Genomic DNA, 12,606 nt, shown 5'->3' on the forward strand with positions numbered 1-12,606 from the left:
GCATTACCACCATCGGGTAAAGCCCGGCCCAACTTAATGAGTGCTGCTACTTGAATTCGACGATGGTTGCCCCGCTACCACCGGCGTTGGCCGGCGCGTAACCAAACTTCTTCACGTTGCGGTTGCGCTTCAGGTACTCGGTCACCCCGTTGCGGATTGCCCCGGTGCCGAGTCCGTGGACAATCGTCACGGTTGGGTAATTGGCGAGCAGTGCTGCATCGATGTACCGGTCCAAGTTGGCCATGGCCTCGTTGTACCGCTGTCCCCGCAAATCCAGGGTCGCACCCGGACCGCTGTTAACGCCCTTCAGGTGGGCCATCTGCCGCTTTGGCTTCTCCTGGTTCGGTTCCTTCAGCTTCTCCAGTCCGTCTTCAGCGACCGTCATCTTGATGATGCCGACCTGGACCTGCCACTGATGGTTGTCCAGCTTCTGCACCAGCGTCCCGTTTTGCCCATACTGCAGCACCTTGACCGTGTTGCCGACCTTGAGTGACTGCTTGGCTCGTGCCTTCTTCAGCACCTTGTTTTGGGCCAGTGGTTCATCTTCGTGCAACTTGGACAGACGCGTCTTGGCGTCAATCAGCTGGTTGTCCTTAATCATCCGGGGCGCCTGCTGCTGGAGCTTGCGCAGTTCCTTGATAATCTTGTCGGCTTCGGCCTGGGCGTGCATCACGAGCGCGTTCGCCTTGGTCTTGGCTTCCTTAAGCTGGGCATCCTTGCGCGCGTTCAGGTCGGTGTAGGCACTCTCGAGCTCGTTGTGCAGCCGGGTTGCCTCATCCAGTTCCCGCTGCAGGTTCGAATCGGTCATGGCCGCCGCCTGCCGCTCTTTTTCGAGGTCGGAAATCATGTCATTGAGCTCGTGTGAGTCACTGCTAATGAGTAGCTTGGCCCGGTCGACAATCTGCTGATTAAGGCCCAGCCGCGCGGCAATTTCAAAGGCGTTACTGCGCCCCGGCACCCCAATGAGCAGGTGATAGGTCGGCTGGAGTGTGTCCACGTCGAAGGCCATGGAGGCGTTAATCGTGCCCGGCGTGTTGTAACCGTACAGCTTCAGTTCCGGATAGTGGGTGGTGGCAACGACATCCGCGCCAATTTCGCCAACCGCATCCAGAATGGCGATTGCAAGCGCCGCCCCTTCTTGCGGATCCGTGCCGGCACCCAGCTCGTCAAACAGCGCGAGCGAGTGGTCATCAATGTGGTCCAGAATGTCCACGATGTTGGCCATGTGCCCGGAGAACGTACTGAGGTTCTGCTCGATTGACTGCTCATCCCCAATGTCCGCGAAGATGTTGCTGAAAATGGCAACGGTGCTGTCCTCGTCAGCCGGAATAAACAAACCGGCCTGGGCCATAATCTGCAGCAACCCCAGCGTCTTGAGCGTGATGGTTTTCCCACCCGTGTTCGGCCCGGTAATCACGATTGCCTGGTAATCCTCGCCCAGCTTGATGTCATTGGCGACAACCTTGGACTGGTCCAGCAGCGGGTGCCGCGCCTGGTGCAAATCAACCAGGCCCGCCGCGGAAATGTGCGGCTGACTAGCCTTAATTTCGGCGGCGTACTTGGCCTTGGCGTTGATGAAGTCAAAGTAGCCCAGGATCCGCGCGTTATCAAACAGCTGGTCAATGTACGGAACGACTTCTTCACTTAATTCCGCCAGAATGCGGGCAACTTCCTGGTCTTCGCGCAACTGGGCCTGCCGCAGCCGGTTGTTCATGTCAACAATGGCTTGCGGTTCGATGAACAGGGTCTGCCCCGACGCACTCTGGTCGTGGACAACACCGCCGAAGTGGTTCTTGTTCTCGGCGCGCACCGGAATCACGTACCGGTCATCACGAATGGTGATAATCGGGTCGCTCAGGTACTTGGCACTGTTGCCCCGCGTGAAGCTTTCCATCCGCTCGCGAATTTGGCCCTCGAGCGTCTTGATGGAACGCCGAATCTCGCCGAGCTGGGCACTCGCGGTGTCCATCACGTGGCCGTCATCCTCAATTGACGTCTTGAGCCGACGTTCCAGCGCTGGCAACACGGTCAGCTGGCCCTGCAGCGCGTAAACGTGCCGCAGTTCGACGTTCTCGGCCATGTCGGTCAGAAAATCATCGACCCCACTGACGGTCCGCAAAACGCGACTGATGCCGGCAAGTTCTTCACCGTTCAGCACCCCGCCGATGCGAACCCGCTTCAGGCTCTGCGCAATATCCGGCAGGCCAGGCACGGGAATCCCGCCCCGCAACCGCAAGATATCGACGCCATCCGCCGTATCCGTCAGCATTTCATTTACCTTATCTGCATGCGCCCGTGGTTCGAGGCGCGCTGCCATTTCCTGACCCTTGGCCGTGACCGTGTAGCGCCCAAGCGCTGCACGAATGCGACCGAACTCCAAGGTCTGGAGAATTTTTTTATGCATTTATTTTTCCTCGTATTGTGCTTCGTGAATCCTGCTTGCAAAGTATCTTTGCCCACGCAAAAAGGGTACGGCGACCGCCGCACCCCCTTTATGCATTCACAATCCACCAATTAGCAAGCAGTTGTGATAGAACCGGTGTATACCGAACCATTAATATCGCCATGTGCGAGTTCCCCAGCATTGTTTGAATGCCATCAACCGGGATGAGCGCGATTAGGTACAGTAACATGACCATGAACAGGTAGCCGCACAGGAAGTTGAGCACCCCACCGGCTAGCCAGTTAACCGTTTCGTCACTGATTGCATCAAACTGCAATTCATTGACGGTCAGGGCAATCAGGTGCACTACTACCCAGCAAATTGCCAGAACGAACATGAAGGCAATGCCGTAGTAGAACGCACCATCGAGTTTGACCCCCACGCTACTGGTGAAAAACACGAACTTACTGTCGGGCGTGGCCGAGGGGTATGGTACCCAAAGTTCGAGTAATGGTCGAAATACACCGGCTAGGAGCCGGGCAATAAAAAAGCTGATAATGTAGCCAACTGTGTAAACACCCTGCAGCTTAAACCCGCGCCGAGCGCCTATGTAAAAACAGTAGGCTAAAAAAATCAAGATAACCAGTGATAACATCCAAATCCTCCGCTAACCTACGCCTCGTTGTCCTGCTGCCTCGTCTGCGCCGTCACCTGATCGGACAACGCGTTAAACGCAAGCAATACTGCAGCGTCTTCACGGCTTAAGTTTGGCTGGAGACGGTGAATCTGAGCCAACTGGTCATTGAGGATTTGCGTCACAGCGCTAAAATGGTCCGTACTACCCGGACCAATTAAGGTATAGCTTCGGCCCGCAATGGTCGCCTTGTACCGTCGTTTCTCTTCCGCCATGTCCGCACCTCCCAATTGTGCACAAAATTATATAGTGATTTTACCATTTGTATGGTCGCAAAGCAAAAGCACACCGGGGGTAATCACGGTGTGCTTTTGGATTTGGTGTAATGTTTTAATCTGGGGTAATCTACGGGTGAGCTTTGGAAAATGCGGGATGGAGTCGAGGTGGCCGAAATGGGTGGCCTAGTCGAGCTCCGTGTCGTAGTCGAGCTCCGCGGGCCAGAAGTCTGCGGCTATCCACGAATCGAGTCTGATGGGAAAAACCGCCCATCAAACTCGATTCGCCGATAGTCCTCAACTTCTGATCAGCCCGCTCCGCTCTGTTTTACTTTTGGTGTCCTTCCAAATATGCCAACGCGCTTGAGTAATCTGGTTCTTCGGTTTGTTCGAGGACTAGTTCCCGGTAGACAATCTTGCCGTCTGCGTTGATAATCCAGACGCTGCGGGCATCGGTGTTGTTTTCGGCAACGTAAAGGCCCATCGCCTGCCCAAATGACTTGTCCACATCGGACAGCAATTGCATCTTCTGCACGCCCTCTGCGGCGCACCAAGACTGCTGTTCGCTGGCTGGGTTTGTGGAAATTGTGACGAAGTTGATGTCCGTGAAGTTATCCGCGTTCACGTTGAACTTCTTCGTGGACAAACTGCAAACGCGGGTGTTGATATCTGGTACCACGCTGATTAGGGTCAGCTTGCCGGCCAAATCTGCTGGCGTGACCGCTGAGCCATCCGCTGCCTTGACCCGAAAGTCCGGCAGCTGGTGCCCAATCATTGGAGCCTTACCGCTTGTTTCTTGCTTAACGCCGTGACGTGTGATTTCCATAATATATCCCTCCTAAGGCTAATAATATCAGGGTCACAGGTTAAAAACCAGCCAGTAATCCCGACAATCAGCGTGAACACCAGTAATATTCCGCACTACTTTCGTTGCTTCGCCTTATCGCTTAGTGCGGAGTGGCGCACCCCATACGTGAGGTAAACGATGATGCCAATCACGAACCAAATCCCAGAGTAGACCTTGGCCTGAATATCAAGGCCCATGAACACCGCAAGTGCACCGAGAAAGCCGAGCGCCGGCATGACCGGGTACAGAGGCATCTTAAAAGACGGATTCGCGATGTCCTTGCCCTCGCGCGGCCGCAGTCGGTAGATACCAAGGGCCACAAACATAAAGGCAATCAAAGTTCCCGCAGAGATCAGCTGGGCGAGGAAGGCGAACGGGAAGAACGCCCCAATCACAATCCCCACGATGGTGAGCGTGAGCAGTGCATTGTTCGGCAGTCCGTCCTTACTCAGCTTGCCGAGGTACTTCGGCAGCATACCGTCGCGGCCAAAACTGTAAAGCAGACGTGAACCGGCCATCATCATTCCGATGAGCGCGGTGAACATCCCAATCACCGCCACGGCCTCAATCACAATCGCCGCGACCGGGTGCCCGGCGTGCGTGAGGGCCCAGCCAACTGGCGCCGCGTTGTTCGCGTACAGCTTGTAGTTGAACATCCCCACCAGCACCAGTGACACGGAAACAAAGAGAATCACGGCGATGATGAGCGAGCCGATAATCCCGCGCGGCATCGTCTTTTCTGGATCCTTGGCTTCCGCTGAATTGGCAGCGATTGAGTCAAAGCCGATGTAGGCCAGGAAAATCATGGAGACACCGGCGTAAATGCCCTGCCAGCCCCCAAAGGCCGTGCCGTCGGGATTCAGGTGGAACTTCGGAATGAACGGGGTCAGGTTTTCAATGTGGACCGCCGTTAACCCAATAGCGATGAACGCCAGGATGGCCACAACCTTGAGCACAACCAGGATGTTTTCCACCCGGGCCGCGTTTGACAACCCGCGCGCCAGCAGCATGGCCACCAGAACCATCACCACGACGGCAATAATATCAACGATTCCACCATTAGTCCCGAACGGGTTGGCCAGGGCGTTTGGCATCGACAAGTGAAAGGTTTCAAGCAATCCGCGGAAGTTGGCAGACAGCCCCGATGCGACGAAGGCCACCGCGATGAAGTATTCCGCGAGCAGCGCCCAGCCGGCAATCCAGCCGAACACTTCGCCGAAAACCACGTTAATCCAGGAATAAGCGGAGCCCGCAAACGGCATTGCCGCCGCCATTTCGGCATACGCAAACGCGACAAGACCGGCAACAATTGCGGCAACTAAGCACGAGAGCGCCACGGCCGGGCCCGCGTGCGTGGCCGCCACCACACCTGGCAGCGTAAAAATCGTGGTCGAGACAATGGTCCCCACCCCGAGGGCCAGAAAGTCTTTCACCGTCAGTACCCGCGGTAAATGAGAATCCTTGTCCTCATAGACACTCGGGTCTTCTTTTCTAATTAATCGTTGCCAAAAAGCGCGCATGCTAGCCTCCTAGTGAATTGAATGGTCCGTCAAAGCCGTTACCGCAAAGGGTGATTGAGCGGTTAGATGTGAATTTGCATGTTTAACATTGTAGCATTATTTGTGAACCACGAAAACACAATTACGTCACACTGAGGCATTAATTTGTATTTCTAAGCACACCGTTGCGCCTTTAATGTGGCAAATTAAGCGGTTGCGGCAAAATACACAAAAAAACCGCACCACCTCGACGAGCGAGACGGTGCGGTTCACGCGGTTATTGCAGATTAGTCTTTGTTGACGTTAACTGCCTGAGGGCCGCGGTCGCTTTGTTCAACTTCGAAAGTTACAGCCTGACCTTCTTCAAGGGTCTTGTAGCCGTCACCCTGAATTGCGGAGAAGTGTACGAATACATCGCCGCCGTCCTGACGAGTGATGAAGCCGTAACCTTTTTCTGCGTTGAACCATTTAACTGTGCCGTGTTCCATTATAGAAATTCCTCCTTGCGCATCAAGCGCGAACTAATATGCATTTCTTGTTTGGTGCAGATGGAAGAAAGTCTTAGAACCTCGAACCCTGACCATTCAAAAAGTACACCATTATCTTAACACGCTCTTTTAACCCGTGCAAGTGAGCACAAAGCGCAAATCTGAATTGTTTTTGGCGATGGCAAATATTCTTATTCTTATATTTATTGCTGCACGCATTTCTGCAAACGCTTAGTCGCGCCGGAAGCGAATCAACGCCTGGCCAAGGAGCGGCGTAACGATGCCCCCAGCGATAGCCTCGGCGATTGCGTTCACCCCGAGCATGGCCATCATCACCCAGCCCAGGTTGGCACTACTTGCGCCGTTACCAACCAGGGTCGCCGCCTTGCTTGCGTAAAATAGCCACGTGAATGCAATCACAAGGGCAGTGTTCGTGAGCGCCCCGGCAATGCCGGAGAAGATCATTTTAATTGTGCCCACGGAGCCGGTTTTCTGGCTGGACTTAATCTGGTTGAAAATGAGCCCGGCCACAACCCCGGTCATCACCCGCGGCACAATGGCGATAATTGGGTTCCGGAACAGCAACAGGGACAGCGGGTCAGCCGGCGTGGTGTAGGCCACAATCATGCTGGTAATTCCCCAGATCAGACCCAGCTCCGCCCCGCCGGAAGTACCGAGCATCACGGCGCCAATAATGACGGTCAGGTGAATCGTTGTGATGGACACGGCGCCCAGGCTGATGTACCCAATCATGGGAACAAACGACTGGACGATGATTAAGGCGGTGAGCAGGCCAATAATACTGATGCGGTAAGCTTTACTACGAGAACGATTCACGATTAACTCTCCTTTGAGTGCCGGTAATGATGTAAAATTACCGGATTTTAGTTAAATGAATTTTGAAAATTTCAACATTTAGCAATGAGTAAATACTAACAATCACACCCACGCTTAGCCATGGTTTGCCTCAACACAAATATTAAGAAAATATTAAGGCCGACAACGAGTCTTCTCGGGCCGCCACGCTACTTCGGGGTTAACGTGGCGCATCGGCGCTGGCCCCCACTTTGCCAGTCAGTCATGGCGGTGCAGCTTGCTGACGTAAGGGCCAAGCACAAAAAAATACGTCCAGCCAGAAGCGATTAACTTCTGCCTGGACGTATTTACGCTGCGGGTGAAAGGACTTGAACCTTCACGGCCGTAATTGGCCACAAGATCCTTAATCTTGCGCGTCTACCAGTTCCGCCACACCCGCATTGCTGGTAGTGTTCCGCTTGGGAACAAAAACTAGTATACGGTGTGGCGGAATTAATGTCAATAAATTTACGTGAATCATCGCACATTTTCGACCAGCCCGCGCTGTTTTAACTCAGCCAGTGTGCCGGAGCCCACCTCCTGCAGCTTTCCGTGACACCGGCTGCAGACGTACCGCTTGGTGTTCAGGTGGCGTTTGCGCGGGTACAGCGTTGCACAGGAGCGGCACTGGTAGATGACATACCGGGTCGCCTCTGCGACTCTGGGCGTTGGTGCGTACCGCGTGCCCCCGACCTGCCGGAGCAGCGCCTTAAAGTCCGCATCCCGGTGCTGGTAGCCGCGATGCTGCCGGTAGAGGTGGTAATGCGTCAATTCGTGTTTGATAATTTGGTTTTGCGTCGCCTCATCATACTGTGCAAACAACTTCGAGCTGAAGTCCAGGTTTTGGGTCGCCGGCAAAAAGCGCCCCGCCGCTCGCCGCAAACGGCCATTGAAGCTGGCTACATTCACAAACGGGCGGCCGAAATACTTCATGCTAATCGTCTCCACCCGTGCCTGCAATTCCTGATTCGTCACAGTCGCATTCACCCCCTAATGAGAAAATCATGTTGATGAGTGTACAGCAATTAGGCCTGAAAATAAAGCGCGGTCGCAAAACCGAAGTGGCTGCAACCAGATCAGGGTTTTTACCGGCGCCACTAAAAAATCCCAGTGCACGGCACATTTGCCGCACTGGGATTTTCGCAGGTTCAAATTGGAATAACGCCTGGCAAATGTCGGCAAGCCGCGCCGTCACTGCCTAGCCTGCTAGCCGAAGTACTGCAGCAGTGCCGCCTTGTCCAGACCCGCCTTTTCTTCCTTACTGTAGTCGGCCACGATATGACCGGCGTCAACCACGAGGAGACGGTTCCCGTACTTCAGGGCATCGTCCATCTGGTGGGTAATCATCAGGCACGTCAGGTGGTCCTCAGCAACGATTTTGTCGGTCAGGGCCATGATTGCCTCACTGGTGTGGGGGTCAAGGGCGGCCGTGTGTTCATCGAGCAATAGCAAATCAGGCTCGTTGATGGTTGCCATGAGCAGGCTGAGCGCCTGTCGCTGACCACCAGAGAGTTCTTCGGTTGGCTTGTCGAGCGCCTTATCCAGGCCGTTCGGAGTGCGCTTGGTCAGCGCCAGGAACTGGTCCATCTTCTGGTGCAAAGCACGCGACCGCAGACCCAGGTGCTGGCCGCGGTGGCTGGCAAGGGCCAAGTTCTCAGCCACGGTCATCCGTGGTGCCGTCCCCATCTTGGGGTCCTGGAAGACACGGGCGATGTGCTTAGCCCGCTTCTCCGGGGTATCCTTGTCGACGCGCTTGCCGCCCATGGTGATTGTGCCCGCACTAATCTGCAGGTCCCCCCCAATGGCGTTAAACAGCGTCGACTTGCCGGCCCCGTTCGTCCCGATGACCGTGATGAAGTCGCCCTTGTGGATTTCAAGGTTGATGTCATCCAGCAGCGTTTTTACATCGGTGCCCGCGACCACGTTAACCGTGACGTTCTTAAGTTCTACTTGGGTTTCAGTCATTAGTTTTCACCCCGTTCCGCAAAATTTTGCGCAGCCGCAACCGCTCGTCAATCTGTGGCACGATGATTGCAATCGCCAGAACAATCGCCGAAATCAGCTTCAGGTCATCGGCGTTGAACCCAAGCTTGAGCACAATCAGGATGACGAAGCGGTAGACGATACTGCCCAGAACGACGGCAATTAGGCGCTGGCTTAGAGTCAGGTTACCAAACATCACTTCACCGATGATGATGGCGGCCAGACCAATGACGATGACCCCGGTCCCCATGGAGACGTCGGCGTAACCATCGTTTTGCGCAACCAGGCCACCAGCCAGACCAATCAGCCCGTTACCAACAACAAGCCCCAGAATCTGCATGTTGTCCGGGTTAATCCCGAGGCTGCGCGCCATGGTGCGGTTATCCCCAGCGGCGATGAACCCCTGGCCGAGTTCCGTATTCAGGAACAAGACGAGCAGGATAATCACCACGGTAATCACGATGAGGCCAACGACCACGCTTCCGACGTATGGGGGCAGGTCAGCCAGAATCTTCGCGGAAAACAAGTTGGGCTGATTCAGCAAGGACAGGTTCGCCTTCCCCATGACGCGCAGGTTGATTGAGTAGAGCGCGGTCATCGTCAAAATCCCGGCGATGAGCAGCGGCATGTGCCCCTTAGTTGCGAGCAGGCCGGTCACGAGCCCCGCGAGCATCCCCGCGACCATCGCAAACAGTGTTGCAACTAGTGGCGAGACGCCGTGGGTGATGGCGGAAACCGCGACAGCCGCCCCGAATGGGAACGTGCCTTCAACGGTCATATCTGGAAAATCAAGAATGCGGAATGTCAGGAAGAGCCCGATACCGAGTACCCCGAATAAGAGGCCCTGACCAATTGCTGAAACCCATAAATCCATTACTTAAATACCTCCCCGGACTTTTCTGCCTTTTTCGTCAGGCTTGCCGGAATTTTAATACCAAGTTCACCTGCAACCTTCTCGTTGATCACGAGGTCCCCTTCAGTCATGAACTTAACAGGTGTGGTTGCGGGCTTGCTCTTACCATCAAGAATCTTTGCTACCATCTTACCAGTTTCAACCCCAAGCTTGTACTGGTTCAGGCCAACGGTTGCCATCCCGCCATCCTTAACCATGGTGTCCACGGTTGGGAAGACTGGAATCTTCTTGCTGTTCGTTGCCTTAACCAGCGTCTGCATTGCCCCGGCAATCGTGTTGTCGGTTGGCACGAAGACGGCGTCAACGGCGGTTGCCATCTGGCCGGCAACCTGGTTCAGGTCGTTCGTGGAACTGATGGAGTACTTCTTCAGCGTGAAGTTGTACTTAGCAACCAGGCCGGACAGAATCTTAACCTGTGCCTGTGATGAAGCATCGGAGCTGGTGTAAATCACGCCCAGCGTCTTAGCCTTGGGCATAATCTGACGAATTAACTTGAGCTGTGCTTCGATTGGCGCCTGGTCGGAAACACCGGTGATGTTGCCACCAGGTTTTTCGTTGCTCTTAACCAGCTTTGCGGAAACCGGGTCGGTGATGGCACCCATGACGATTGGAATCTTGGTCGTTGCGTTGGCCAAAGCCTGCGCGGATGGTGTTGCAATCCCAACGGCCGCATCAACGTTCTCGTTCACGAACTTCTCGGACATGGACTTCAGGTTGCTCTGGTCGTTTTGGGCGTTCTGGAAGTCAATCTTGACGTTCTTACCCACGGTGTAGCCATTTTCCTTCAAGCCGGCGTTAATCCCCTTGTGGATGGCGTCCAGCGCGGGGTGGCTCATGAGCTGGAGAATCCCAACGGTGGGGATGTCCTTTTTCTTGGGGGTAGCGTCTTTCTTATTGTTGTTCATGGTGAACCCAATCCCAACGGCAACAACGGCGACCAGCGCCACGATGAATGCAATCATTTTCTTCATGATAATTTCTCCTTCAAATACTTGATGAACCAGCTAACATGCCGGCTTCAGTGCAGTTTTAGCTAAACAAAAAGGGACCCACGCAAGTTCACCTGCGGAGTCCCATTCTGGTTCACCGCATAAGCCAATCCTAGATGGAATGCCTATGCGGTAGTTCAAAGAAACCAACATAGACACAACCTGCGCGTCCGGCAGATTGCGTCCGCAACCTACCTAAAGTTGGCTTTGCCACCACCCGTTAACATTAAACATAAGTGTTTGCATGTTGATTTCCTCCCGTAATTGATGGTGTAAGTGTACAATGTGAAAATTAGGTTTGTCAACCGTAAATTTAATTACGCTTACAAACAACTCTCACCAGGCTCTACATTTGGGCGTAGATGGCCCGCTGGCCCCCGATGTACTTGGGCCGCGAGCGCAGCGCCGTCACGTGGGCACCGCCCAATTCTTTCTTGCTTGGGCGCACTGGGACCTGGACAAACTTGACGTGCATTCCGATGCTGGTGTCACCAATATCAAGGCCCGCCTGCGCCACAATGTGTTCGACCTCCACGGGATCCGCGAAGTACTTGAAGGCGGCCATTGAACACGATCCGCCCGCGTGCAGGCCTGGAATTACGTTCACAATCTCCCAGCCCTTGGCAATCGCCACGGACCGTTCAACCGCACACGCACGGTTGATGTGTTCACAGCCCTGAACCGCCAAGTTGATTCCGCGCGGCTCCAGCACGTCCAGAATCGCGTTGACAATCCACTCGCCCACCTCGGGACTTGAAGCCTTGCCAATCTGGCCGCCAACCACCTCGCTGGTCGTGCACCCGAGCACAAACGTGTCCCCCGGCTGCAAATGTGCCGCCGCGAGCACTTCCAAAACCGTGGCCTTAACCTGAGTTTGCACCTGCTCCTGACTAATTGTCATCATTACGCCTCCTGAATTATTTGCGTCCAGCATAACACCAATCACGCATCCCGTTAATGCTTACGCGCAAGCTAGATTGCTAATATATCAACGTTTGCGCGTGCCTCCGCCCGCTGAATGATCAACCAAGCGGCAAGGGCACAGAAAGCAACACCAAGGACCATCAGCCCCACAAGCAGCCACGGACTGGCCTGCGCCACCCCATTAATGTGGGTCAGACTGCCGTTAATAATGCGGAGTGTGAGCGTGCTTGCCGGATTATCGGTGTGGATGAATAACCCCGTCAGCCACTTAAGTACCGGACCAAAACCAACGATAATCAGCCAAACCACCGCGAGATTGTACATTTTCGAGCTCACCGCCACTCGCGTTAACGTCACCGCGTACGCAGCCACCATGATCAGCAGCATGCTCAGCACTTCAACCAGTGCGCTGGCCACAAGCGCACTGCCATTAATGGTGCCCCGATAACCCATTAACTGGATAAAAACGGTTGTTTTACCGCCCAGCAGTGCCACGAACTGTACCCACAGGAGTATCATCACCTCGCTGAGGACGGCAGCCGCCGCAAAGCTGAGGACGGAACTACGAAACAGCGTTCTCCTGCTCATACCCGTCTGCATACCCAGATAAAACCGCCGGTACGGCTGAATCGCCCCGATGAAGATGCCGACTATCAGGTAAAATATCGTTACCGAACCGCCAATAATCGGGAAACCATTGACCAATAAAGTAACGACCTTGCTCACGAGCCCGAACCAAAAGGCAAGCACACTCAGGCCGAGAATATACTTGCACGCATCAGCTAGTTGCAAGCGAAACATGACCCCAAATTTCAT

The 12,606-nt window shown here is 54.5% G+C and carries 13 protein-coding genes and 1 tRNA gene; all 14 read right to left on the reverse strand.

Translation table 11 applies throughout. From position 1 onward, the window contains the following. Positions 1-46: 46 nt before the first annotated feature. Complete coding sequence (locus EKN00_RS07505) at positions 47-2,404, reverse strand: endonuclease MutS2 (RefSeq protein WP_127849519.1); 2,358 nt, start codon at positions 2,402-2,404, stop codon at positions 47-49. An 88-nt stretch (positions 2,405-2,492) separates the two neighbouring features. Beyond that, positions 2,493-3,038: a CvpA family protein gene (locus tag EKN00_RS07510; RefSeq protein ID WP_127849520.1), complete on the reverse strand. Its 546-nt coding sequence runs from the start codon at positions 3,036-3,038 to the stop codon at positions 2,493-2,495. Between the two features lie 17 nt (positions 3,039-3,055). Continuing rightward, the gene (locus tag EKN00_RS07515; protein ID WP_127849521.1) at positions 3,056-3,292 is read right to left on the reverse strand and encodes a cell division protein ZapA; all 237 of its coding nucleotides are present in this window, start codon (positions 3,290-3,292) and stop codon (positions 3,056-3,058) included. 328 nt (positions 3,293-3,620) lie between these two features. After that, positions 3,621-4,118, reverse strand: coding sequence for a thiol peroxidase (gene tpx / locus EKN00_RS07520; RefSeq protein WP_127849522.1), 498 nt, complete (start codon positions 4,116-4,118; stop codon positions 3,621-3,623). 95 nt (positions 4,119-4,213) lie between these two features. Further along, on the reverse strand, positions 4,214-5,659 hold the full coding sequence (locus EKN00_RS07525; protein WP_127849523.1) for an APC family permease: 1,446 nt from the start codon (positions 5,657-5,659) through the stop codon (positions 4,214-4,216). A 266-nt stretch (positions 5,660-5,925) separates the two neighbouring features. Then, positions 5,926-6,126: a cold-shock protein gene (locus EKN00_RS07530; protein WP_054675713.1), complete on the reverse strand. Its 201-nt coding sequence runs from the start codon at positions 6,124-6,126 to the stop codon at positions 5,926-5,928. Positions 6,127-6,357: 231 nt separating this feature from the next. After that, positions 6,358-6,963 carry an ECF transporter S component gene (locus tag EKN00_RS07535; protein WP_127849524.1) on the reverse strand — a complete coding sequence of 202 codons (606 nt, stop codon included), beginning with the start codon at positions 6,961-6,963 and terminating at the stop codon, positions 6,358-6,360. Between the two features lie 332 nt (positions 6,964-7,295). Next, a tRNA-Leu gene (locus EKN00_RS07540) sits at positions 7,296-7,381 on the reverse strand. A gap of 77 nt (positions 7,382-7,458) precedes the next feature. Then, positions 7,459-7,956 (reverse strand): SprT family protein, encoded by a 498-nt coding sequence (locus EKN00_RS07545; RefSeq protein ID WP_127849525.1) that lies wholly within the window; start codon positions 7,954-7,956, stop codon positions 7,459-7,461. A 231-nt stretch (positions 7,957-8,187) separates the two neighbouring features. After that, complete coding sequence (locus EKN00_RS07550) at positions 8,188-8,946, reverse strand: ABC transporter ATP-binding protein (RefSeq protein WP_127849526.1); 759 nt, start codon at positions 8,944-8,946, stop codon at positions 8,188-8,190. After that, complete coding sequence (locus tag EKN00_RS07555; protein WP_127849527.1) at positions 8,939-9,838, reverse strand: ABC transporter permease; 900 nt, start codon at positions 9,836-9,838, stop codon at positions 8,939-8,941. Before EKN00_RS07555 ends, EKN00_RS07550 begins: the two co-directional genes overlap by 8 nt. Beyond that, positions 9,838-10,848, reverse strand: coding sequence for a tryptophan ABC transporter substrate-binding protein (gene trpX / locus EKN00_RS07560; protein WP_127849528.1), 1,011 nt, complete (start codon positions 10,846-10,848; stop codon positions 9,838-9,840). The genes EKN00_RS07555 and trpX overlap by 1 nt, the downstream gene beginning before the upstream one ends. Before the next feature lie 364 nt (positions 10,849-11,212). Continuing rightward, positions 11,213-11,767 carry a TIGR01440 family protein gene (locus EKN00_RS07565; RefSeq protein ID WP_127849546.1) on the reverse strand — a complete coding sequence of 185 codons (555 nt, stop codon included), beginning with the start codon at positions 11,765-11,767 and terminating at the stop codon, positions 11,213-11,215. A gap of 71 nt (positions 11,768-11,838) precedes the next feature. After that, on the reverse strand, positions 11,839-12,606 hold the full coding sequence (locus EKN00_RS07570) for a hypothetical protein (protein WP_127849529.1): 768 nt from the start codon (positions 12,604-12,606) through the stop codon (positions 11,839-11,841).

The organism is Lacticaseibacillus hulanensis (assembly GCF_004010095.1).
Classification (GTDB): Bacteria; Bacillota; Bacilli; order Lactobacillales; family Lactobacillaceae; genus Lacticaseibacillus; species Lacticaseibacillus hulanensis.